We start from the raw sequence: 23330 nt of genomic DNA, 5'->3' as shown, positions 1-23330 counted from the left end.
GTTAGCCTGCCAACCGCTCCATGGTCCTGACCCGCGCATTGGATTGGAAGCCGCGGCTGTCTTCCATCGGCAGTCGGAACCGCGCGACAAGATCCCTGAGCTTGGTGGCTTCCTCGGCCAGGCTGGTCGAGGCGGCATGGGATTGCTGCACCATGAATGCATTCTGCTGGGTCAGCTGATCCATGCCGTTGACTGCCGCATTCACCTCGGCAAGACCTGTCGCCTGTTCGCGCGATGAGGTTGCGATCGCATGCATATGCTGATTGATCTCACCGATGAAGGAGACGATCGTTCCCAGCGCCTGCCCGGCATCGCGTACCAGCGTCACACCGCCATTGACCTCGTTGGACGAGTTCTGGATCAGGCCCTTGATTTCCTTGGCCGCCCGGGCCGACCGTTGGGCCAGTTCCCGCACCTCCTGCGCGACAACGGCAAAGCCCTTGCCCGCCTCTCCGGCGCGCGCGGCCTCGACGCCGGCATTCAGTGCCAAAAGGTTTGTCTGAAAGGCAATCTCGTCGATGACGCCGATGATGCCGGAAATCTGGTCGGACGAGGCTTCGATGCGACGCATCGCCTCTTCCGCATGGCTGACGATACGGGCGGAATCCTCGGCGCTGCGGTTGGCTTCGACGGCCACCTTCTGCGCCTCCTCCGACCGGCGTGAGGAATTGGAGACATTGACCGTAATCTGGTCGAGCGCGGCAGCCGTTTCCTCCAGCGAGGCGGCCTGATGTTCGGTGCGCTGGGAGAGATCCTTGGCGCCGCCAGAGATCTCCCGCGACGAACTGTCGATCACGGTGATCGAGCCCATGAGCGCAGAAAGCGTGGCGCCGAGCTGGGTGATCGAGATGTTGAAGTCATGACGCAGCGGTTCGAATTCAGGCGAGAAGGCTTCCTCGAGCTTGAAGCCCATGTCGCCCATGGCAAGCCGCTTGAGCCCTTCCGCGAGGCCGGCCGTGGCCTTCTGGAGCCGTTCGGCGGCTTCCGCCTCGGCATGCTGCTCTGCAAGTTGGCGCTCGATTTCGGATCGGCTTCTGGCCTCCTCCGCCTCGCGCTCCAGTTCCCGGTTGCGCAGAGCCGCCTGACGAAATACCTCGACCGAACCCGCCATCGCGCCAATCTCGTCATGCTTGCCGGCATAGGGAATGACGAGGTCGGTTTGACCATCCGCAAGCCGCCGCATCGCTTCGGTGATGCGGCCGATCGGTCGCGCAATTCCGAAGATGGCAAGCCCCATGGCGCCGACCGCGATTACCGTCATGAGCAAACCCGCCACAACGGAGACGATTGTCGCTTCGGTCGCATATTGGCGTGCCTGCTGAAAGGAGTTTTCGGCACTGGTCTTCGTCAGATCGATGATCTCGTTGACTGCACCGGAAATCGCGGCACCCGCCGGCATCATTTTCTCGTCGGCATATTTCGATGCGGCCGCCTTCATGCCATTGTCCGAGAAGTCGATGACTTCCCTGCCCATCTCCTGGAAGCCATTGTAGGAGCTCACGATCTTGTCGATCAGCACCCGTTCGGCATCTGTCTGGGCGGCCGCCTTGTAGGTTGCAAGCTTGTTCTGGAACACCTCGTTGGTGGCGCCGATCTGCGCGAGTGCCTTTTCGCGACCGACATCGTCGACGGCCAGAATATGCTTGAGGTAGGCAAGTTTCACATCGCCCAGCGAAGCTGCGATTTCCTCGGTGATCTGCACGTTCGGAAACGACTTGCTTGCCACTTCGGTATTCTTGGTCAGGATTTCGGTCGTCTTGAGATAGCCGACGACACTGGAACTCGCGCTCGCAAGGAACAGGGCGGCAATTGCGACAATCAGTTTCGATTTCAGGGAGAGCGGTCTCATTCGAGCTCCTTTTGGTTGCCATTGGGCAATCTGCAAATTATTTCCACACATCGATTACATCGACTCATTTGTGAAAATTTTTGCCAATTATTTGTAAAGTTTCCGTTACACCCCTGCGCGATCAGGGGTAGGCCCGACTTTTCTCGAAATGTGCGATTTGGATTTACAGCGGCGTCACGCGCTCGGCGGGACACGATCCAGCATTCCCTCGCAACGAGTGTCCAGGCACGACAAAGAAAAGCACTGACCGTCTCGAAAAGCAGCTTGCTGCAAAAGAGACAGGCTTTCGCCTCAATTGCCCAGACTGTCGGCCAGCGCCTGCAGGCGCGGCAGATCCTTCACCAGCAGTTTCTGCCGGCCGCCCTCGACAATCCCGTTCGATTCCCAGGCGCTCAGGATACGAGAGACGGTGTGGAGGGTGGTTCCCGTCATTTCTGCGATATCCTGCCGCGAAATCGGAAAATCAATCCGGACGCCACCGTTCTCCACCTTGCCCGCCTGTTTGCTGAGGCGGATGACGGTATGGGCAACGCGACGTTCGACTTCCTGCGTCGACATTTCCCGGATCCGGGTATGAGCCTCCTCAAGGCGCTGGCCGATCGTGTTGAGCGCGCTGACCGCTACCTGTGGGCTCCGGTCGATGAATTGCGGCCAGAGTTCCGTTGGCCAGCACAGGGCCAGGCTCTCGATCACTCCGATGGCCGTCCCCGGATAATCCGGCCGTCGCAATGCACGCGCAAAACCGAACAGATCGCCCGGATGAACGACACGAACGATGATCTGCTGTCCATCGGCGGTCACCTGGGTGACCTTGAGGCGACCATTGATGAGAAGAAAGAAATGACTAGCGGGCGCACCCTGTTCGAAAAAGGATTCACCCGGTCCAATCCGTTTCGGAACGGCAAGCGACAGCAATGCCTCGACATCCGCGTCGGGCATTTTTTCGAACATCGAGAAGGATTTCACGACGCTCTTGTCGATTTTCATTTGCGTCTCCGCTTGCCACGATCGAAACCTGACTGAATGTTGACCCTAGCAACAAGGAGCCGCCTTGTCTTGACATTTGGCAAATCCATCAGGAAATGATCCCGCGATCGCGCAGTCGCCGCAGAAGGTCTGCATACCAGCGGTCATCCCGGATCAGCCGGAATCCCAGATTGGCAGGTGGCGCACCGACCGAGCAGCCACCGGTCTTCGGGTCGCGGATGAAATCGCTCATCGGCGCGCGATGCAACCCCATCGTAACGTAGATGCCGCAGGTCGCCTGCGTCGTCTGGCTTTCGCCAGCGATGTCGATTCGACGCTGACACGTGGTGGTCCATTCCCATATGTTGCCGGCAAAATCGGCCAGGCCAAATTCATTTTCGCCGAAATGTCCCTTCATTTTTGGCGTGGTGTCGTTTTCTTTCTTGCGCCTGATCTCACGATCATAGTCCGCCAGCCAGCGAAGGGCGGGATTGCGGCTGTCGGGGTCGATGCCCAGCGCATCGTCGGGAAACTTCGAACCGGCTGCGATTGCAAGCTGATCGTGGGTCGGCAATGTCCAGACGATGCCGGTTTCGGCGCTCAACCAATCTGCATAGGATCTGGCATCGTTGAAGTTTACGCCAGTAACGGGGAAATCTTGGCCGTGTCGATGGGCGGCAAGCACTGTAGTGCATCGGCCTGCTTCGACACAGCGCGCATAATCACCCTCCGTCACCTGGTATTTCATGATGGTGAGCGGCGATCTGTTCAAGCGTTCGACAACCGGTCCATCAATCGCAAATCCATTCTTGAAGAACTCGCCATGGTCACGAAATTTCGCGACACCTGCAGGAATGGTCACCGTTTCCGGAACCCTTTCCCCGACTGTTTTTTCCGTTTCGAAGTAGCCCAGTTGGCCGGAGATCCCGATCCCGCAAACCACAGCAATCATGGCGGGAAACAGAATGGACAAAAGGGTGGAGGTTTTTCTTGCGCTTGAGGCGGACATGATCGCCCTCGCCTGTTCGAGTTCGAAGGCTGGCCGCCAGAACGATATCCGGCGACCAGCCAATGGCATCAATGATTGTTCGGGCTTATAATCGCCGTCATCAGATCGTCGTTCCATTCACCCTCAACCTTGAAATGGGCCGCAGCTCCCTTTTCAAACGCCTCGATCAGGTTGTGGTTCACGTAGGCATAGATGCCGGGCTGGTGAAATGTGTAGAAGGCGGCGCCCGCAGCACCTCCCGGAATGAACCAGGTCTCCTGGTCGAGATCCGGCACATTGGCGAATTTTCCAGTCGCCCACACATAATCACCATGGCCGCCGATGAGATGCGGACGGGTGTCGCGATTGGCCTGCGAATGCAGGATCAGCACTTTCTCGCCAACCTTGGCCTTGAGCGCATTTTCACCCGTCAGAGCCCCGACCGCGCCGTTAAAAACGATATGGCTCGGCGTGAGCGTCTTCATGACCTCAAGGACATCGCCATAGGCATCGCCTGCGCTTTCATACTTCTTGTAGGTACCGGCGGCATCCCGCGGCACATAGAAATCCTGTTCGCCGACATAGTAGACCCGGTCATAGACGAGATCGTTGCCCTTGTGGTCCTTCAGCCCGTCGCGTGGCAGCACCATGATGGCACCATTCATGCCCGATGTGACGTGCCAGGGAACCATGCCCGGAGGTGCGCAGTGGTAGACGAACACGCCGGCCTTCGTTGCCTTGAAACGGATGACAGCCTTTTCGCCGGGATTGACGACCGTCAGCGCACCACCGCCGAGCGCCCCGGTTGCCGAATGAAAATCGATATTATGTTGCAGTTCGTTGGTTTCCGGATTGACGAGCGTGAGTTCGACATAGTCGTTCTGATGCACAACGATCATGGGACCCGGGACCGAACCATCGAAAGTCATCGCATGGACTTCGGTGCCTTCGTCATCGACGATGATCTTCTTCTCCTGAATGGTGAGGGTCACTTCATAGATCTTGGGTGCACCTTCAGCCTTCTGGGCATGGGGATGGACGAATGGCGGTTTGACCAGTTCGAGCTTGACGCGTTCGAGACTGGCGATATCGGTCTGGGCGACCTTGGCCTCGCCGACTTCCTCCGTTGCGCTGGCGACCGAAGCCACGACCAGCGGGGCCATGGCCCCGGCAAATGCGGCTCCAGCGAGAATCGAGCGTCGTGTCATCTTCATTTCATTGCTCATCGGACTTCTCCTGGCTTGGATCGGGCGTTCCCGATCCCTTCGAGGAAGACCCTAGTGAGAAAGCCAATTTCGATCTTTGTTCCAGAACAAGGTTGTAGGACATTGGCGGCCTTCCAGCTTGCGTTTGAGCAAAGACGCCATCGCTGGGCTTCCTACTCTGGTCTCTTCTTTGAAAGGAGAATTCCATGAGTGCACCGATCGCCCCATCCCGTCGCCGGCCCGGCGGCATCCCGCGTGGACTGTCAGCAACCGGGTCCGTTCTCTTTTCATACGGCTTTCGACCGTTCTTTCTGGCCGGCGCCCTTTGGGCCGTCCTTGCCATGACGTTCTGGATTTCAACGCTTTCGGGACTCTTGCAAATCGGCGGCAGCTATGGCGCCTTCGCCTGGCATGCGCACGAGATGCTGTTCGGCTTCAGTGCAGCGATCGTCGCCGGCTTTCTCCTCACGGCCGTTCCGAACTGGACCGGCAGGCTGCCCGTGTCCGGCCCTCCCCTTATGGTGCTTTTCCTTCTTTGGTTCGCTGGCCGTCTTGTCCTCGTGGAGCCGGATGCGATTGGGCTGCTGCCATCGATGATCATCGACAGCCTGTTCCTGCCGGTGATGCAGATTGTCTGCGTTCGAGAAATCATTGCGGGGAGAAAGTGGGGCGACCTGAAAGTAGTGGGAGGTCTCGGAGCATTGGCGCTCGCCAACATCCTCTTTCACGTCCAGACGGTTCTTTTTGGAAATGCAGCGGATGCCGAACGGCTGGCGCTGGCGGCCCTGACGATGATGATCGTGATCGTCGGTGGCCGGATGATACCGAGTTTTACTCGCAACTGGCTCAAAAAGACTGGACGGACGGATTTTCCGGTGCCGTACAATCAGTTTGACGTTCTTTGCATTCTGTCGACTGTTCCGGCTCTCGGCTTGTTCGTCCTTTTGCCAGACAGTTTGACGACCGCAGGCTTTTCAATGGCTGCAGCACTCCTCAACCTCATCAGGCTGTTGCGCTGGCGCGGCTGGAACACCGCCGGGGAACCGCTGCTGCTCGTTCTTCACATCGCTTATGGGTTTATCCCGGCGGGCTTGATCGCGATAGCTGCTTCAGCCCTCACTCTCAGCGATGCCAACGCGACCCTGCATGTTCTGACGGTGGGTACGATCGCCTCCATGATGTTGGCCGTGATGACGCGCGCGACCCGTGGACATACCGGACGCGAACTGTCCGCTTCGCCTGTCACCTGCCTGAGTTATGTCGCAATCTTTTTGTGCGCGGTCATCCGGCCCGCCGCTGGCCTGCTACCGGAACATGCGATGATGATCTATTCGGCTGCCGCTGCATTGTGGATCGGCGCCTTTGCGCTCTATCTCATAGAATATGGCCCCATGCTGGTGCTACGCCGAAAGCCCGCGGCCCGAACCGGGTGAGGTTGGAGGCGACCTCGGGCCGCTTCAGCCCTTCATGCGGTCCGGAGACCAGGGCGGGTCGTAGGTGAGTTCGACCCGCACATCGGTTACACCGGTCTCGAGCGCTCGCAGCCGGATGGCCTCTTGCAGGACGCCAGCGGCTGGGCAGCCTCGTGTAGTGGTGGTCATGCGGATGATCGCCAGACCATCGGCATTCAGATCGATGCTATAGATCAGGCCGACATCGACGACATTCAGGCCGATTTCCGGATCGATGACGCCACGAAGGGCGTGCACGATTTCGGCTTCTCTGCCCATCCGTTGCAGATCGGCCATCACTTTGGCTCCATGCCTCTCTTGATGAGAAGGCGGAAGGCCTCTCCGCTCTTGTCGTAGTTTCCTGCCCATTTGTGTCCCCGCCTGGTCAATTCGGGGAACAGGAACACCGGTTCGCGCGCGAGAACGACAAACAACACCTCGCCCGCTCCCATTGTCTCGAGTTCGCCGAGAATGCGTACCATCGGCTGCGGCGGTTCGAGTTCGGTGAGATCGAACGAGCGCGAAGGCTCGGGCCAGTCATCGTCTTCACTGACATTTGACGAGGTGACGATCTCTGCGGCAACTGGCCGGAAACGCACCTCGAAATCGCCAGTGTCGAGTGCGGTCACCTCATGACGAAAGCCCTTGCGCTCCATAACGGAATAGAGGGGCTTCGGTTGAAAGGGCGCGATCAACAGCAGGCCCTGTCCCGGCCGCAGCTCATCGGTTGCCGACATGATTGCGGGAAAGGGTTCGATACCGGTCGCCAGCATCTCGCGGACATCGAGTTCTTTGAATTCTATTGCCATGATGGCTTACTCCTTCGTGGATGCGAAGATCAGGTTTGGCCGGATCATGCCCGGCGGCCTACGGAGTTCCTCAGGAACGTAGTGAAGAAGGCGGGCCCTTGCAAACTGCAGGCACAGGGCAGCGATGCTGACGAACTGGATAGCACACGCAAGCTGGAAAAGGTCCGGGTTCTCCAGCAGCAATGCCGACGCGCCGAGGCCGACAGCCAGATAGAAGAGCCAGAACCAGAGGCCGAACCGGTGGGGATCAACGAGATCCTGGACCCTTGGAACCGGGCTGCGACCCATGACAGGACCATAGGCTTCCAGCCAGGTGAGAAAGGGAATGATCTTGAAGAGTTGCGACAGACCGAGACCCGTCAGCCACCCCATACCCAACAGGTAAAAAGCGGTCGGGCCGAGTTGGGAACCATCATCCCGAAGCGCATCGACGATGAGAATGGAAATGGCCACCAGCAGAAATCCGATTGCAACAAGGCTACCGATCGTGTTGAGCTCAAGGGCCTTTCGCCGCCTCGCCTTGACCATGCACCAGACATCATGGCCATAAAAAGCAAGCAGAAGCACGCCGAGGCACAGGGCCGCAACATCGGCAACCATTTGCCAGCGAGAGCCGGCAAGTGACAGCACTACGGCCAGGATAAGCAGGGACAAGGACAGGATCGCTGTGGCAATCAGCGCCTTCGATTGTGCGTCTTCCTCCGGCGCGATCATGAACATGGCCAGCAAGCGATAGCTGACACCAATGGCGGTCAATGTCATCCAGCCGAGAAGACCGAACGCGGCGTGAAGAGGCACCAGGCTTGAAAGCGCGGCAATCGCCCCATCCCAGGCGAGGTAACCCGAAAGAAGCGCCGTGAAGGTCATACCGCTCAGGACTGCAACAAGCAGGCCGACAAGACCCATGATGAGGAGAGCAACCGTCAGGCCGAACCTTTTTTGCGACAGGAGGGTAAAGGAAAGACAGAGAACGAGAAGACCGAGGCCGGCGCCCAGTATCGTGCCACCGGCGGGCAATAGGCCCGGATGAAGTTCGATCGCGTCGTCGAGAGACAGGAAGCCGACGAGCAGCATCAATAATCCGCACACGATCAGAACGAGAGAGGGCCCCGCAACCCGGCGCATCCGAAGCCGGCTCGCCGTCAGGACGGGAACGAACTGCAAAAGCGCACCGCCAAAAAGCAGGCCCAACCAACCGATAGCCAGCATGTGCACCACAGCCAGCGTGACCGGAGCACCGATCGCTGGGATCGGAAGACCGAAACCTGCTGCCATCGTTCCCGTTCCCGCGAGCAGGAAGGCAAGCGATACCGCAAAATAGGTTATCGACCATCGAGAAATCGGCGCGCTTTGCATGGCTTCTGCTCTAGTGGCCGCAGCAGCAATCACAGCCGGCACTGTCAGCGCGCCTGATCTGGACCTTCCAGACCTCCGGACCATTAGCGAGATAGACCCACAAGAATTCGTCGGGCCAGCGCGTCTCGATTTGATAATGGAGCGGCCGCGGATCATGATCGCTGGTGACATGCATTGCAGCACCCGGTGCCAGTGCTGTCAGCATGCCGAAGATCGTCGGATGCCGCTGGTTTGGAGGAATGAGACGAACATCGACTTCCCGCGTTTCTTCAAGGTTGAGCATGGTTTCTCCTCTTGCGCAGATGTCAGGCAAAATGCCGAGGGTGCAGGCTAGGAGAAACGCGACGCCCGTACTTTGTTGCGGAACAAAGAATGACGAAATGGCTCGCGTTTGTGCAAATGCAAAGACGATTGCTCGGTGATCGCTAGGCTTGCGGGATCACAAGAGGATCTCCCAATGTCCAAAAATATGGTTGCAACATATGGCGATGCCCGCCTGCCCCGCTACACGAGTTACCCCACAGCGCCGCAGTTTTCCGATGCGATCGGTGCGATGCACTATGCCGACTGGTTGCAGCAGACTGGCTTCGGCACCACCTCGCTCTATTTGCATATCCCCTTCTGTCGATCCATGTGCTGGTATTGCGGCTGCCATACCACCATTACCGAGCGCGATCGACCGATCCTCGATTACCTCGATGTCCTGCACCGGGAAGTCGATCTCGTCGCAGACCGGGCGCCAACTGTGCTCGATATCCGCGACATTCATTTTGGCGGGGGCACGCCAACCATCATCAAGCCGGACGAGTTTTCGGCATTGGTCGGGCATTTGCGACAACGGTTCGGCGTCCATCGCGAGGCCAACATCTCGGTCGAGATCGATCCACGCACGCTTTCGACGGACATGGCATCGGCTCTCGGCATGTCAGGTGTCCGGCGAGCGAGCCTCGGCGTTCAGAGTTTCGATCCGGTGGTCCAGAAAGCGATCAACCGCATCCAGTCCGCCGAACAGACGGACAATTGCGTGCGCCAGCTTCGTGCCGAGGGAATCGCGCGGATCAATTTCGATCTCATCTATGGCTTGCCGCACCAGACTGTTTCGTCCTGCATTGCGACGGTCAAAACAGCGCTCGTGATGCGTCCGGACCGTTTGTCGGTCTTCGGATATGCGCATATTCCCTCCTTCAAGAAGCATCAGCGCCTGATCGACGAGACCGTCCTGCCGGGGGCCTCTGAACGGATCGAACAGGCGGAAGCGATCGCTGCCGCTCTCGTTTCGGCCGGATATCTGCGGATCGGCATCGACCATTTCGCTCTCCCGGATGACGAATTGGCGCTTGCAGCCATAGGCGGAACGCTTCGTCGCAACTTTCAGGGCTATACGACGGACCAATGCGACAATCTTCTCGGTCTTGGCGCTTCAGCGATCGGCAAGCTCAGCCACGGATATGTACAGAATGCAGTGGCGCCGGGGCTCTATGCAAAGCGGATTGCCGAAGGCAGCTTGCCTACCGCCAAAGGCTATCGCTTCACCAGAGAGGATCTGATGCGCAGCCAGTTGATCGAGCGGTTGATGTGCGACTTTTCCGTCGATGTGCCTACTATCGCACAACAGTATGGTTTTCCACCAGAGCCGCTCCTCGATTCAAACGACACTTTGCGGACAATGCAAGCCGATGGGATCATCACCATCGAAGCGGGAAAGGTGACACTTTGCGGCGAACATCGCTTCCTCGTTCGCGCCGTCGCAGCCGCCTTTGACGCCTATCTCGGAAACAGCGGCCGCACCTTCAGCCAGGCGGCCTGATCGGCAAAGCGTAAAGAGAGAGGGAGCACGAGGCCCGCAGTCATATGGCCTTCGATCCGGCGAAGGCCATATGATCTCCTTTTCACGGTATCAGCGGGTCAATGCCCGATAAATCGCTGGCAAGGAACGCGGCAGCCTGGCGATATCGCCGACGACTGCAAATCCGCTCTGGCCGAACATCATCGGCAGGTAGGACTTTGCGTCCCTGTCCACCGTAACGGCGAAAACCGCCTGACCGGCGCGGCGCGCCTCCACCACGGCTTTACGCGAATCCTCAAGCGCAAAGCGACCTTCATAATGGTCGATATCATTGGGTTTGCCATCAGTCAGAACCAGCAGCAATTTTGTCTTGTTGGGCTGTCTGGCGAGGTCTGCCGAAGCATGTCGAATGGCCGCTCCCATGCGGGTATAGTAGCCTGGCTTGAGCGATGCGATGCGGCGTTCGACATCGGCGGTCAAAGCCTCGCCAAAGGTCTTGACCGTTTCGATCCGGACCCAGGCGCGGCGTCTCGACGTGAAAGTCAGGATCGAATGATGGGTGCCTGCCGCCGAAAGCCCGTTTGCCAGCACCAGAAGCGCCTGTTTTTCGACATCCAGCACACGATGATTGTCGATCCAGGCATCGGTTGACAGCGACACATCCACCAGAATGCTAACGGCAAGGTCATGGCCGAGTGGCCGCGAGGCCAGATGGATGCGATCGGTTCCGTCGCCGCCGGCGGCAAGGTCAGCGCGCATCCGCACGACCGCGTCGAGGTCAAGCTCGTCACCGTCGAGTTGGGCGCGCAAGACCTCGTTGCGCGGCCGCAGAACCTCGAACTGTTTGCGCACCTTGCGGATCAGAGCGGCTTCCTCGTCGGCTTGCACATGTGGTTCGGCTTCGACCGGAACCTTACCGCTGATAATCCGGCAGTAGGCGGGCATATACGCCCCCTTGCGATAGTTCCATTCGGGATAGAGGCTCTCACCTTCAAGACCGGCCATGTCAGCAGCTTCCGGCGGCAGATCGAGATCAAACCGGAACTTCGAGGACGGGCGCTCCTTCCGTTGCCCGAGTCTGATCTCATCGAGATCCTTTGCCGCATCCTTGTTGGCGTCGTCCTGGTCGTCGGTGGGGCGATCCACATTGACCATCTCCGCCATGGCGAGGATCTTCTCGAAACGATTGAGGATGAAGGGACTACGATCTGTGCTTCGCGCCGCATCACGCTCAGCTTGAAAATGCCCCTGCCCCTCGTTAACGCAGGCGTTGGCCGCCGCATCACCCTCCTCCCTTTCGGTCGGTATGATTTCTTGGCGCAGCGCAAAATGCGGCCAGAGCGGAACAACCAGCATCGGCAGGTAACCGGGCGGCGCAATCCACGGCAGGATGGAAGGTGGGGTACTGTTGGAAAGGCCGGCTCCAAGCCTCAGAAGTCCGATTATCCGGTTTTCGACAAGCCGCTCGACCGGAGGGAGCATGCCACGATGCCGCGTCTCGAGCATTGCCTTGCAGAGCGAGCGATATCGTGGCGCAAGACCGGGGAACTGCCGTAGCACTGCGGCAACGTTGTTTCCGGCCATTTCGAGTTGTTTGATATCTGCCACAAGCGGATCACGTTCCGTTGAGGGCGCTCTCTCCATGACCGCCAGATAGGCGGTTAGCCAAAGATAGAGATCGTGGTTCAGTGCACGATCCGCAAAAAGGTCGATACCAGGCGGAAGCAACACCGAACCATCGTCCCGGCTCGCCCATGCGGTCCGTTCCTCGCCGAGACCAACAAGCTGCCGCAAGCGCAGCCTGTGCCTGGTAACCTTGACATGGGCCGGCCCCACCTGCGCCACGGGCTCGCCTCCGAAGCCGCGAAAGCAGACCGGCAGGTACGGTTTGACTTCTTCGAAGGCGACACCGTGCTCCGGATGGCTTGGCAGGCTCGCCGTTCTTCCGACGAGCCGGTGCCAGAGTTTGCCGACTGTCTCTTCCAGTTCCAGGAATTCGAACATGGCAACCTCAGGCAATCACGGCGTTTGCCACTTCGACCAACGCTGTCTTGACATCCGGATCGTCGGTCAGGGGCTCGATCATCGCGGCACGAACGGCATCCTTCACGCTCATGCCGCTATCGATGAGGCATGCGCAGTAGACCAGAAGTCGGGTCGAGACACCCTCTTCGATGTCATGGCCTCTCAGGCTGCGCAGGCGCCGGGCAAGGTCCACCAGCGGCGCTACACGCGCCTCGTCCAGTCCGCTTTCGACCGACACGACAGCGATCTCCTGCGCTTTCGGCAGAAAATCGAACTCGATGGAGACAAAACGCTGCTTTGTGGAAGGTTTCAGGGCCTTGAGTATGTTCTGGTAGCCGGGATTGTAGGAAACGACGAGCATGAAGCCCGGCGGTGCGGCGATTTCCTCGCCTGTGCGATCAAGCGGCAGGATGCGTCGGTCGTCGGTCAACGGATGCAGGACGACGGCAACGTCCTTGCGCGCCTCCACGACCTCATCCAGGTAACAGACGCCACCGTCGCGCACAGCCCGTGTCAGCGGTCCGTCGACCCAAACCGTATCACCGCCCTTGAGCAGGTAGCGACCCGTAAGGTCGGCCGCCGCGAGATCGTCATGGCAGGATACGGTAGAAAGCGGCAGGCCAAGCCTGGCCGCCATATGGGAAACGAACCGGGTTTTCCCGCAGCCTGTCGGCCCCTTGAGCAGCAAAGGAAGCTGACGCATCCAGGCCATCTCGAACAGCCGGCATTCTTCACCGCTCGGGATGTAGGGCGGAATGTCGAGCGAAACCTGTTCGCATCTGTTTGTCAGTTTGGTCATGAAACTTGTCTCCAGTTAAAGGGGCGAGGCCCCGCCGCCACGGGGCCTCGCTGGCTCACTCGGCCGCCTGCAGGGAGCGAACGTTGGGCATGCGCTCCTTACCCGGCACGAAGAGAGCCCAGAGAAACATCAGGGTGGAGATGAGCACGAACACGCCCGAACCAAGCCGGATCCAGTAGAAAATGGCGAGTTGGTCCTGAACGTCCATGTAGCCCTGGCCCAGAACCCGCTGAAGGTGAACCTGCAGGACGCCGGCAAAGGTCAGGGCAAAGGTCATCACCGACATGGCAGTGCACATCATCCAGAAGCTGATCATCGACAGCCATTGGTTATAGGGGGCACGTCCGCGGATTTCGGGAACTGCATAGGCCATGGCGGCAAGATTGAGCATCACATAGGCCCCGAAGAAGGCCAGATGTCCGTGCGCCGCCGTCACCTGGGTTCCGTGGGTGTAGTAGTTCACCGAGGATAGCGTATGCAGGAAACCCCAGACGCCGGCCCCGAAGAAAGCCATCACCGAACAACCGATCGACCAGAGAATGGCGGCGCGGTTGGGATGTTTGCGACCGGCCTTCCAGGTCATCACGAAGGTGAAGACCACCATGGTGAAGAAAGGCGCGACTTCGAGCGTGGAAAAAATCGAACCGATCCACTGCCAGTAGCCGGGAGCACCGATCCAGTAGAAATGATGTCCGGTCCCGAGAATGCCCGAAAAGAGTGCCAGGCCAACGATGACGTAAAGCCATTTTTCGACCACTTCGCGATCGATGCCGTTGAGCTTGATCATCAGAAAGGCCAGCACCGATGCCATGATCAGTTCCCAGACGCCTTCAACCCATAGATGGACGACGAACCACCAGTACATCTTGTCGAGTGCCAGATTGGCGGGATTGTAGAAGGCGAACAGGAAAAAGATGGCGACACCCCAGAGACCGAAGATCAGAATGTTCGTGACCACCGTCTTGCGACCTTTGAGCACGGTCAGAGTGATGTTGTAGAGGAACATCAGGGCCACGATCACGATGCCGACCTTGATGGCGAAAGGCTGTTCAAGGAATTCGCGGCCTTCATGATAGTGGAAGAGATAGCCGACAACGGCCGCTGCGGCTGCAACGAGAAACAGCCAGAACTGGGCGATGGCGATCCTGGTGCTGTAGAGTTCCGTTTCCGCTTCTTCTGGCAGGAGATAGTAGGTGGTCCCCATGAAGCCCATGAGGAGCCAGACGATCAATGCATTGGTATGGATCATCCGCACAATGTTGAAGGGCAGCAGGTCCGAAAGCGTGTTTGGCAGCACATAGATCGTGCCGGCAAGCACCCCGAACAAAACCTGGGCGACGAAGAGGCCGAGGGCGCCGTAGAAATACAGCATCGCGACCTTCTGGGTTTGATATTTCATGGTCCTTATCCTTCCGGTGAGGTCAGCCGGCTTCGTTCGGCGGCCAGTTCTGTGTCTTGATCTTGCTGGTCCAGCGCAGGAAATCGGCGAGATCGTTGACTTCCTGATCCGTCAGATGGAACTGCGGCATCTGACGGCGACCCTCGATTCCCGAAGGTTGCGCCGCCATCCAGGCCTTGAACGTCTCTCGGGTCGATTCGACATCCTCATCGCCGCCCATGCGTGTCCAGACATTGCCGAGTTCCGGCGCAAAATAGGCGCCCTCCCCCAGAAGTGTGTGGCAATTGATGCAGGCATTCCGCTCCCAGACGCGCTTGCCGCGTTCGACGGAGTCGGTGAGCGTCTTCACATCGGTGGATGTGGTCAGCTCGTAATAATGGCTGTGTGCGGTGAGCGCGATGAAGATCGCGAAGAAGAAGGCAGACCCGCCATAAAAGACGTTGCGTGCCCCGGTTTTGGTTAAATGCTCCGACATAAGGTGTCCCTCACGCCCCGAAATGGGCTCTGTTCATTGGGCAGGTCATCGACTTGCCTCAGGCAGCAGGGATGCCCGAATTCGCCGGGAGCTTCTTTGCGTAAATGCAAACAATTTCAGCTGTGACTGGCCGTCCCGGCCTTGGCGGAAGACAAGGAAGGACCGCGCCGACGACGACTTTCCGGCAAGGCGGTTTCCCGGGTTTCCGATCAAAGGTGCTTGGTTTTCTTAGCGTTTCCGGTCGCTGGTTTAACCGTTGCGACCTATCCGACCAACAGGGCCAAAGCCGATTTCGCCGATGCGGCAAGAGCGAAGAAGCCGACCCAGGCAACGAGGGCTGAGGCGAGTCCGGGTCGCTTGCCGCGCAGGCCCATGAAGTCCATGACGACCCATCTCGACTTGACCAGAGTGAGAAGCAGAACGACACCAAATGCTGCAAAAGGTATCGCTTCATGTTTCCACTGCGCGGCAATCAGACCGGCACTGACTGCAGCGAGCATCGTCAGGGAAGCCGCACCCATGAGCCATACTTGTTTCTGTTTCTGCATCGGTTTCATCCCAGATAGACGATGGGGAAAATGACGAGCCAGACGATGTCGATCACATGCCAGATCGTGGTCACCAGCGTCACATTCGTTTGTTCCGGCTTGCGGGCAATAAGCAGCATGATGAGAGCAAGGAAGGCCACATGCGCAAGATGAAAGCCGGTGATGAGGAAGTAGAGTTCGAAGAACGGTTGCAGCGTCGCATCGCCGAGGAACCGCCATTCGGCCTGATATTCCACGAACTTGATCCCCAGGAAGGCGAAACCGAGCAGGGAGGCGCCAATCAGTGCAAACCTTCCCAGTTTCTCCGTCCGCGCTCTGGCCGCTTCGGCCGCCAGCCAGCCGCTGGTGATCAGGACAAGCGTGTTCAAACTTGCCAGGCGCCCATCAAGATGCAGCTTCGCCAAGGAGAAACTGTCCGGATGCAGGAAGGACATGATGAGGAAGCCCGACAGAAGCAACCCGAAGGCGGCCAGTTCGCTCCATACCAGTATCCAGAGCACAAGGTCTCCGCTGCCTTCGTCAGGTCTCGCATCGTCATCCAAAGCTACCATTTGTCCGGTCTCCATTTGCCGGGACTGTAATCCCGCCTACGACCGGCGTTCTTTGCGCCGGAACAAAGACCATGGATACCGGATCGCTAAGAATGGAGAAAAGGAGATCATGTCATGACGGACGCACAGATCGGGCTTGTTGTTGCAGCCCCCATCATCGTCGGCTTTTCGATTCTGCTGCACCGGATGGGCGTCTTGCAGGGATACAGCACAATCATCGCTGTCAGTGCAGCCTGCCTCATCGCGACGATCCTTTATGTTCAGCAGTGACGAGACCGGAATGCTACAATTGGCCCTCCAACGCGCTTCCAACGGAATCGACGAGATATTTGCGCACCAACAAAGAGACGATGACATGTTGCTCTACAGTAAGCCTCATTGGAAAACCAAAGCCCAGACATGGAGCAAACCTATGAAAAATCTTATCAGAACCACAGTCTACATCGCCATGGCCTTGGCCGCCGCCTCTCAGGCGACCGCCGCCGATTTCGAAGTCCATATGCTGAACAAGGGCAAGGACGGCGCGATGGTGTTCGAACCGGGTCTTTCGAAGATCGCCGTGGGGGATAGCGTTACCTTTTTGCCGACTGACAAATCCCACAATGCCGAAACCATCAAGGATCTCATCCCCGAGGGCGCCGAGGCCTTCAAGGGAAAAATGAACGAAACCGTCAAGATCACCTTCAGCACCGAAGGTGCCTACGTTATCAAATGCGCCCCGCATTTGGGCATGGGCATGGTTGCGCTGGTCGTCGTGGGCGACAAGCCCGCCAATCTCGAATCTATCAAGACCGCCAAGCTGCCGAAAAAGGCCCGCGAACGTCTCGACGCGGACATCGCAGCATCCGGTAATTGAGCCTGAAATCGTATCTCGTTGCGGTTCCAGCTTCGGCGACCAAGTTACCTTCCTCATGGAAGTGGCGCGGATCAACTGACGGTCGAGACCCCTTCATCATTGTGCTCGAGCCGCCGCGCACTGACCCGGCACACGTCGGTATTGTCATTTGAGACGATGCCGACGGCCTCGGTGCGTTACTAGTTTTCGACGTTGCGGCATTTAATTGGGCTCTCGAATAGTATTGCCGGGGAACGTCGTGAAGACGGGCCTCTGGACATCTTCAAAACGAAATTTGCGACAGGCCGGTGGATAAGTTTTCTTCACCCTTTAGGCTCTACTGGCGCGATCCCGAGGAAAGACGAGACCATCGAACAGTTTGCGTGCGGTCCTGACCGAGCCTGCGCCTCTGATTGTCCCGTCTTCGCCGATATCGAGGAAAACCTCCATCGTGCCGATTGGATGCTCGATCCGGTATCGCCCGTCGCCGGGCTGATTGGGTATTGCCGCCGGCCCATGTCCGAGCCGGGTCGCGGTCGCAACCGTGATCGCCGCGAACACGCCGATCGAGGCATGGACGCGGTGGGGAATGAAGCTGCGGGTCGATAGGATCCCATCACCGGTGGCCGGAGACACCAGCGTCATTTTCGGCACCGATGCCGTCGTCACATCACCGAGATTCATCATCGGCCCCGCCTTGAGCCGGATCGCCTCGATCTTGGCTTTGAGCGCTTCGTTTGCCTCGATCTCCTCGCGGCTTTCCTGACCGGTCAGAGCGAAATCGGATGCCTTGAGAATTACGCAGGGCATGCCGTTATCGATCAGCGTGACCTCATGGCCGTCGATGATGTCGACGGGATTTCCGGTCGGCAGCAGCGCGCCGCACATCGAGCCCGCAATATTCATGAACAGAAGCGGCACTGCCGCATGACTGCCGGGGACGCCTGCGATCTCCATCGATCCGCTATAAGAAACACGACCGCCCGGCGTCTTCACCCGCGCAAGTGCCACCTCGCCCGTATTGACCATGTGGATCCGAACGGTCGTCTCGTCGCCGGCAACCGGCACCAGACCGCGCTCGATCGCTGCCGGACCGACGCCGGCGAGAATGTTGCCGCAGCCCTGCGCATCGCTGACCAGAGCCTGATCGACGAACACCTGCAGGAAGAGATAATCGATATCGGCATCCGCACGGCTCGAAGGCGAAAGCACCGCCACCTTCGAGGTAAGCGGATCTGCTCCGCCGATCCCGTCGATCTGCCGCGGATCGGGAGAACCCATGATCCGGAGTAACAGATCATCCCGGTCCGCCGGGTCGGCGGGCAGATCCGCCTTCAGGAAATAGGCGCCTTTCGACGTGCCTCCACGCATCCAGAGGCAGCGGATCCCCTCGTCAGACATATTTCAGACCCTTGGCGGCCAGAGTGCCCCGCATGTCATAGATATCGAGCCCGAGTTCGCCCGCAGCGAGCCGCTTGCGCTTGGCTTCCTCGTTGGCAAGACGCTTTTCTGCAGCCGCGGCAACCGTTTCCGCCTCGCTGCGCTTGACCACGCAGACGCCGTCATCGTCAGCGACGATCACATCGCCAGCTTCGATGAGGGCGCCGGCGCAGACAACCGGCACGTTGACGGAGCCGAGCGTCTCCTTGACCGTTCCCTGAGCGGAGATTGCCTTCGACCAGACCGGAAACCCCATCGCGGTCAGATCGCGGATATCGCGCACACCGGCATCGATGACGAGACCGCGGCAGCCCCGCGCCATTGCCGAAGTCGCGAGCAGATCGCCGAAATAGCCGTTATCGCAAGGGCTTGTCGGCGCCAGTACAAGAATATCGCCGTCAATCACCTGTTCGATCGCCACATGCAGCATCCAGTTGTCGCCCGGAGGGGCCGAAATTGTAATCGCGGAACCGGCGATCTGTGCGCCGGAATAGATCGGTCGCATATGGCTTGCCAGCATGCCCTTGCGACCCTGTGCTTCATGGACGGTCGCAACGCCTGCGGCGGCCAGCCTGTCAATGATCGCTTGCGAAACCCTTTCGATGTTCTGAACCACGACAGCCATGGTCAATGCTCCTTCTTTACCGGCGGTGTGCCATGGGTATGAAAACTCTCGATCGTCTTCAGCCCCCAAGCCTGTCCCTTCTTTCGTTCGGCTTCGGTCCACACGACCGGCTGCCAGTCAGGTGCAAGGATGAGCCTCGCACCGGAATTGGCGAGCTCGACACGATTGCCGGCCGGCTCCCAGACATAGAGGAAGAAGGTGCCCTGGATCGCATGCTTATGCGGGCCGGTTTCGATATGAACGCCGTTCTGCAGGAAGATATCCGCGGCCCGCAGGATATCCTCCCGCTGGTCGGTCGCGTAGGTCACATGGTGCAGCCGACCGACGCCGCCGCCATGTTCCTCGGTGCAGGCGAGATCGTAGGTCTTGTTGTTGATCGTGAACCAGCAGCCGCCGATGCGGCCATTGTCGAGCTGGATCAGTTCCGTCACACGGGCGCCGAGGCAGGTTTCCATGAAACGGCGGAACTCGCGAACGTCGGAACTCAGAAGATTGAGGTGATCGAGTCGGCGGGGAGCAGCCCCTGTAAAAGCCGACGCGGTATTCTTGAGAGCAGCCTGTTCAGCCATATCCTGGGGCGCATACCAGTTCGTCTCCCAATAGATCTCGAAGACGTGACCAAACGGGTCTTCGAAGCGGAAGGCCCGGCCATGGCTCTGGTCGCCATCATTCCAGCCATGGATCTTGAAATCAGAGGCTTCGATGATCTCGGCGCGCCGCTCGAGCGCTTCCGGGCTCGAGGCCCGATAGGCAATGTGACCAACACCGGTGCGGTCGGCACGTGTCAGCTTGAGGGTGCAATATTCATAATCGTCCCAGGCGCGCAGATAGGCAGACGTCTCGTCCTGACCGGACAGTTTCAACCCGTAGACACGCGTGAAGAAATCGAGGCTCTCGTCGAACCTGTCGGTCAGCATTTCGACATGCGCCAGATGGGCGATATCGAAGGATGGATTGGTCGGTCTGGACATTCGGTCTCTCCTCCTTGACCGTGAAACGGGCGGCGATCAGAGTTCGTCAACGGTGCGCGGGAACACGGACTGAAAGCCTTCCGCATATTTTGCGGCGCGCCCGCCCGACTGGCCGCCGGAGTTGCGCATGAAATGGTTGGCGCGGTTTTCCGCAACACGGGTATAGAATTCCCACAGATGTTCCTGCCCCTCCATGCATTCGATGGCGGCGCGCTTCCGATCCCAGACCGAGGTGATGTCGAGGAAGACATCGGGTTTCCAGCCCATCTGTTCGGTCTGGTGCGGCTCGAAGAGATAGAGTTGCGGGGCACCGAGCACCTTCTGGCCGGGATTGTGACCCCAGGCCTGGGCGATCATGCGGGTTTCGAGCGCCACCTGCGTCGCGTACATGTGATCGGTGTTGTAGGGATCATACTGTGAGTGGCTCATCATGAAGGCGGGCTGTACATCGCGGATCACGTCGACGAGACGGTACTTGTCCTCATCGGTGAGGCGCAGCGGATAGTCGCCGAGATCGAAGCTGATCAAATCGTGGACACCGAGCGCCGCGGCCGCCTTCTCGGCCTCCGCGCGCCGCGCCGCCTTCACCCTGTCGAGGGTCATGCCAGGTTGTTTCCACAACTTGGCGGATTCGCCGCGTTCACCGAACGACAGGCAAACGACTGTCACCCTGTAGCCCATTGCCGCATGCAGGGCGATGGCGCCGCCGCAGCGCCAGACGAAATCGGCTGCGTGCGCGCTGATGACGAGTGCGGTCTTGGCCGCAACATTATCCTTGGTCATTGGAACCTCCTGATGTCTGTTCCAAGGGATGCGCCCGCCCCCTCTGGAGATCAAATCGAAAGGTCGCTCCAAACTATAAGTTCAAGCTATAGCGAATGGAATCTATGCCGCAGATCTGCCAATGTTCCGACATCTGCCGAACAAACGAAGGATCAGGAACATGAGCGACCTACCCCCAATCGGATTCGTGGGTTTCGGCGAAGCGGCCCATGCTATCTCCGGCTCCTGGACGCATGACCGCTCCATGCCTCTTGCGGCCTATGATCGGGGCATCGAGGCTCCTTCGACGAGCGACCTCATTATCGATCGCTGCCGGCAGAACGGTGTCGTCGCTTGTGCCACGCCCGCGCTTGCGCTCGAGAATGCGATGCTGGTCTTTTCGCTGGTCACGGCAGATCAGGCATTGTCGGCGGCGAGCGCCTGCGCGCCCTTCCTCAGACCGGGAGCAATCTGGCTCGATGGCAACTCCTGTGCTCCCGGGACAAAGACCGAAGCCGCACGGATCATCGAAGCCGCAGGTGGTGTCTATACTGACATGGCAATCATGGCGCCCGTCTATCCGAAACGCCATCAGGTGCCGATCCTGCTTTCCGGCGCCCAAGCCGACAGCGCTGCCGACCTGCTGATCAGACTCGGTATGGAGCCCACAATCGCCGGAGCGCGCGTCGGCGACGCATCGATGATCAAGATGCTGCGCTCGGTCATGATCAAAGGCCTTGAGGCGCTCACCAGCGAATGTCTGCTGGCAGCCCGCCGCGCCGGTGTTGACGATGCGGTCATCGCTTCATTGCAGGCATCCGATCCGGGCATCGACTGGCGCCGGCGCGGCACCTACAATCTAGAAAGGATGCTGGTCCATGGTGCCCGCCGTGCCGCCGAAATGGAGGAAGTCTGCACCACGCTGAGAGATCTCGGATTGCCGGACTGGATCAGTTCGGGCACGGTCACCTGGCAGCGCCATCTCTCGCAGCTTGACCTTGCTCCGGGAGAGGACATCTTTGCCGAGAGAGCCGACAGGGTGCTTTCGGCATTATGATAACGCGCAACCTACGCCATCTTCGTCTCTTCGTGGCCGTTGCCGAGCTGAAAACCCTGACGGCCGCATCCGCAGTCTTCAACCTCTCGCAACCCGCCGTGACCCAGGCCATCGGCAAGCTGGAACGAGAGACGGGCGGCCCCCTGTTCGACCGGACTTCGCACGGCTTCTTCCTGACGCAAAGGGGATCGGTCCTGCACCAGCGGATCCGAAGCGCCTTTTCCTTGCTCGACCCCGTCCTTGGCGATATCGCACCGCGGCTCAAGCTCACCCTCAGTTACGCGCAACTGCAGGCGCTGATCGCGGTCGGCGAGAGCGAGAATTTCACGCTTGCGGCACGTCGGCTCGGACTGGCCCAGCCGACGGTGCATCGTGCCGTCACCCAGGTCGAGCAGGACGCCGGACGGAGGCTCTTCGAACGCACCTCGTTCGGCATCCTGCCAACCCGGCCTTGCGAAGGGCTGATCCAGGCGGCGAGGCTGACCATTTATGAACTGGATCAGGTCGATGCCGAACTCGCTGAGTTCAATGGCGGCGAGGCTGGCAGGGTCGTGATCGGTGCCATGCCGCTCTCGCGTTCCGCGCTGTTGCCGCGCGCGCTCAGCCGGTTCCGGCAGCTGAAACCCACCTACCCCGTCAGCATTCTCGACGGCCCCTATGACGAATTGCTCGCTGGGCTCAGGCGCGGGTCGATCGATTTCCTCATCGGAGCCCTGCGCGAACCCGCCCCGATCGGCGATGTGCTGCAGCAGCGCCTGTTCGACGATCGGCTAGCGCTGATCGCCGGGCCGGATCATCCGCTGGCAAAACGGGATGATCTTTCCGTTGAAGACCTGCTCGCCTATCCCTGGGTCGTGCCGAGAAGCGGCACCCCAACCCGCGCGCAGTTCGAGACACTGTTCGTTTCAAGTGACAGAAAGCCTCCCGTCCGTATTATCGAATCCGGTTCGCTTCTGCTGATGCGTGAACTGCTTGAGGATCGCCAGCATCTCGGCTGCATATCGCGCCACCAATCCGAGCGGGATTGCGATCATGGCCTTCTTGTCAATCTCCGCTTCCCCACCGATCATCTTTTGCGCCCGATCGGCATTACGATGCGTCAGCACTGGCTGCCCACCACCGCGCAGAAACTGATGCTGGATTTTCTGGCAGAGGTCGCCGGCCCTTCGTTCTGAATAGCGAAAACGAATGGTAACAGCTCGCCTTCGAATTGTTGCTGAACCAATTGCGAAGGCAAGAGTCCGCAGGAACGATCAATGCGCCATCGGCGTCGGTTTTCCGTGACGTTCAACAACAGCTCTCTCGAGCCTCCTGCCGTCGCCACCGGGATTCCACCGAGCGCCGATGATTGCAGCTGATTGCGTTATCCTCCGGACATCTTCGAATATCCGCGCCGCCCTATTCCGCTTCGATCGGATTGCGCAGGACGCCCA

The 23330-nt window shown here is 59.1% G+C and carries 24 protein-coding genes; 6 read left to right on the top strand and 18 right to left on the bottom strand.

Features of this window, described 5'->3' with window-relative positions; all coding sequences use genetic code 11:
* Position 1: 1 nt before the first annotated feature.
* The 4 genes from Q4481_RS23300 to nirK form a co-directional block, all read right to left on the bottom strand.
* On the bottom strand, positions 2–1849 hold the full coding sequence (locus Q4481_RS23300; protein ID WP_304378822.1) for a methyl-accepting chemotaxis protein: 1848 nt from the start codon (positions 1847–1849) through the stop codon (positions 2–4).
* A gap of 291 nt (positions 1850–2140) precedes the next feature.
* Positions 2141–2836 carry a Crp/Fnr family transcriptional regulator gene (locus Q4481_RS23295; protein WP_304378821.1) on the bottom strand — a complete coding sequence of 232 codons (696 nt, stop codon included), beginning with the start codon at positions 2834–2836 and terminating at the stop codon, positions 2141–2143.
* An 88-nt stretch (positions 2837–2924) separates the two neighbouring features.
* A complete protein-coding gene (locus Q4481_RS23290; protein WP_304378820.1) occupies positions 2925–3824 on the bottom strand; it encodes an SUMF1/EgtB/PvdO family nonheme iron enzyme in 900 nt (299 codons plus the stop codon).
* A gap of 68 nt (positions 3825–3892) precedes the next feature.
* Positions 3893–5029, bottom strand: a complete 1137-nt coding sequence (gene nirK, locus Q4481_RS23285; RefSeq protein WP_304378819.1) for a copper-containing nitrite reductase — start codon at positions 5027–5029, stop codon at positions 3893–3895.
* A 185-nt stretch (positions 5030–5214) separates the two neighbouring features.
* On the opposite strand from nirK, the gene Q4481_RS23280 reads away from it, so the two are divergent.
* On the top strand, positions 5215–6441 hold the full coding sequence (locus tag Q4481_RS23280; RefSeq protein WP_304378818.1) for an NnrS family protein: 1227 nt from the start codon (positions 5215–5217) through the stop codon (positions 6439–6441).
* A 24-nt stretch (positions 6442–6465) separates the two neighbouring features.
* Here the strand turns inward: Q4481_RS23280 and Q4481_RS23275 are convergent, their stop codons facing one another.
* The 4 genes from Q4481_RS23275 to Q4481_RS23260 all read right to left on the bottom strand — a co-directional run bounded on the left by Q4481_RS23275 (position 6466) and on the right by Q4481_RS23260 (position 8907).
* Positions 6466–6756, bottom strand: coding sequence for a metal-sulfur cluster assembly factor (locus Q4481_RS23275; RefSeq protein WP_304378817.1), 291 nt, complete (start codon positions 6754–6756; stop codon positions 6466–6468).
* Positions 6756–7268 (bottom strand): DUF2249 domain-containing protein, encoded by a 513-nt coding sequence (locus tag Q4481_RS23270; RefSeq protein WP_304378816.1) that lies wholly within the window; start codon positions 7266–7268, stop codon positions 6756–6758. Before Q4481_RS23270 ends, Q4481_RS23275 begins: the two co-directional genes overlap by 1 nt.
* Before the next feature lie 6 nt (positions 7269–7274).
* Positions 7275–8543 (bottom strand): hypothetical protein, encoded by a 1269-nt coding sequence (locus Q4481_RS23265; protein ID WP_304378815.1) that lies wholly within the window; start codon positions 8541–8543, stop codon positions 7275–7277.
* Between the two features lie 91 nt (positions 8544–8634).
* Complete coding sequence (locus Q4481_RS23260) at positions 8635–8907, bottom strand: DUF2249 domain-containing protein (RefSeq protein WP_304378814.1); 273 nt, start codon at positions 8905–8907, stop codon at positions 8635–8637.
* Positions 8908–9081: 174 nt separating this feature from the next.
* Here Q4481_RS23260 and hemN point away from each other — a divergent pair, with 174 nt between their 5' ends.
* Positions 9082–10431, top strand: coding sequence for an oxygen-independent coproporphyrinogen III oxidase (gene hemN, locus Q4481_RS23255; protein WP_304378813.1), 1350 nt, complete (start codon positions 9082–9084; stop codon positions 10429–10431).
* Positions 10432–10521: 90 nt separating this feature from the next.
* Here hemN and Q4481_RS23250 read toward each other — a convergent pair whose 3' ends face one another.
* The 6 genes from Q4481_RS23250 to Q4481_RS23225 form a co-directional block, all read right to left on the bottom strand.
* Positions 10522–12414, bottom strand: a complete 1893-nt coding sequence (locus Q4481_RS23250) for a nitric oxide reductase activation protein NorD (protein ID WP_304378812.1) — start codon at positions 12412–12414, stop codon at positions 10522–10524.
* A gap of 7 nt (positions 12415–12421) precedes the next feature.
* On the bottom strand, positions 12422–13234 hold the full coding sequence (locus Q4481_RS23245; RefSeq protein WP_304378811.1) for a CbbQ/NirQ/NorQ/GpvN family protein: 813 nt from the start codon (positions 13232–13234) through the stop codon (positions 12422–12424).
* 55 nt (positions 13235–13289) lie between these two features.
* Positions 13290–14633, bottom strand: a complete 1344-nt coding sequence (locus tag Q4481_RS23240; RefSeq protein ID WP_304378810.1) for a cbb3-type cytochrome c oxidase subunit I — start codon at positions 14631–14633, stop codon at positions 13290–13292.
* 22 nt (positions 14634–14655) lie between these two features.
* The gene (locus Q4481_RS23235) at positions 14656–15108 is read right to left on the bottom strand and encodes a c-type cytochrome (protein WP_304378809.1); all 453 of its coding nucleotides are present in this window, start codon (positions 15106–15108) and stop codon (positions 14656–14658) included.
* Positions 15109–15371: 263 nt separating this feature from the next.
* On the bottom strand, positions 15372–15656 hold the full coding sequence (locus Q4481_RS23230) for a cytochrome C oxidase subunit IV family protein (RefSeq protein ID WP_304378808.1): 285 nt from the start codon (positions 15654–15656) through the stop codon (positions 15372–15374).
* A 5-nt stretch (positions 15657–15661) separates the two neighbouring features.
* Positions 15662–16207, bottom strand: a complete 546-nt coding sequence (locus Q4481_RS23225; RefSeq protein ID WP_304378807.1) for a cytochrome c oxidase subunit 3 — start codon at positions 16205–16207, stop codon at positions 15662–15664.
* Between the two features lie 114 nt (positions 16208–16321).
* Here Q4481_RS23225 and Q4481_RS23220 point away from each other — a divergent pair, with 114 nt between their 5' ends.
* Together Q4481_RS23220 and Q4481_RS23215 are read left to right on the top strand one after the other, a co-directional pair.
* Positions 16322–16477 (top strand): hypothetical protein, encoded by a 156-nt coding sequence (locus Q4481_RS23220; RefSeq protein ID WP_304378806.1) that lies wholly within the window; start codon positions 16322–16324, stop codon positions 16475–16477.
* 142 nt (positions 16478–16619) lie between these two features.
* On the top strand, positions 16620–17063 hold the full coding sequence (locus Q4481_RS23215; RefSeq protein ID WP_304378853.1) for a pseudoazurin: 444 nt from the start codon (positions 16620–16622) through the stop codon (positions 17061–17063).
* A 309-nt stretch (positions 17064–17372) separates the two neighbouring features.
* Here the strand turns inward: Q4481_RS23215 and Q4481_RS23210 are convergent, their stop codons facing one another.
* Genes Q4481_RS23210 through Q4481_RS23195 form a run of 4 tightly spaced genes read right to left on the bottom strand, consistent with a single transcriptional unit; the run spans position 17373 to position 20861 of the window.
* On the bottom strand, positions 17373–18443 hold the full coding sequence (locus Q4481_RS23210) for a 4-oxalomesaconate tautomerase (RefSeq protein WP_304378805.1): 1071 nt from the start codon (positions 18441–18443) through the stop codon (positions 17373–17375).
* On the bottom strand, positions 18436–19107 hold the full coding sequence (locus Q4481_RS23205; protein ID WP_304378804.1) for a 4-carboxy-4-hydroxy-2-oxoadipate aldolase/oxaloacetate decarboxylase: 672 nt from the start codon (positions 19105–19107) through the stop codon (positions 18436–18438). Before Q4481_RS23205 ends, Q4481_RS23210 begins: the two co-directional genes overlap by 8 nt.
* 2 nt (positions 19108–19109) lie before the next feature.
* Positions 19110–20078, bottom strand: coding sequence for a VOC family protein (locus Q4481_RS23200; RefSeq protein ID WP_304378803.1), 969 nt, complete (start codon positions 20076–20078; stop codon positions 19110–19112).
* Positions 20079–20114: 36 nt separating this feature from the next.
* A complete protein-coding gene (locus Q4481_RS23195) occupies positions 20115–20861 on the bottom strand; it encodes a PIG-L deacetylase family protein (RefSeq protein WP_304378802.1) in 747 nt (248 codons plus the stop codon).
* A 160-nt stretch (positions 20862–21021) separates the two neighbouring features.
* On the opposite strand from Q4481_RS23195, the gene Q4481_RS23190 reads away from it, so the two are divergent.
* Positions 21022–21897, top strand: a complete 876-nt coding sequence (locus Q4481_RS23190; RefSeq protein ID WP_304378801.1) for a DUF1932 domain-containing protein — start codon at positions 21022–21024, stop codon at positions 21895–21897.
* Entirely contained in the window at positions 21894–23072 is a 1179-nt protein-coding gene (locus Q4481_RS23185) for a LysR family transcriptional regulator (RefSeq protein WP_304378800.1), read from the top strand. Before Q4481_RS23190 ends, Q4481_RS23185 begins: the two co-directional genes overlap by 4 nt.
* The last annotated feature ends 258 nt before the right edge of the window (positions 23073–23330 follow it).

The sequence above is a fragment of the Fluviirhizobium alvei genome, assembly GCF_030551875.1.
Taxonomy (GTDB): Bacteria; Pseudomonadota; Alphaproteobacteria; order Rhizobiales; family Rhizobiaceae; genus Rhizobium_E; species Rhizobium_E alvei.
The sequence above is the reverse complement of the archived record's forward strand: the minus strand, read 5'-3'. Positions and strand labels throughout refer to the sequence as shown.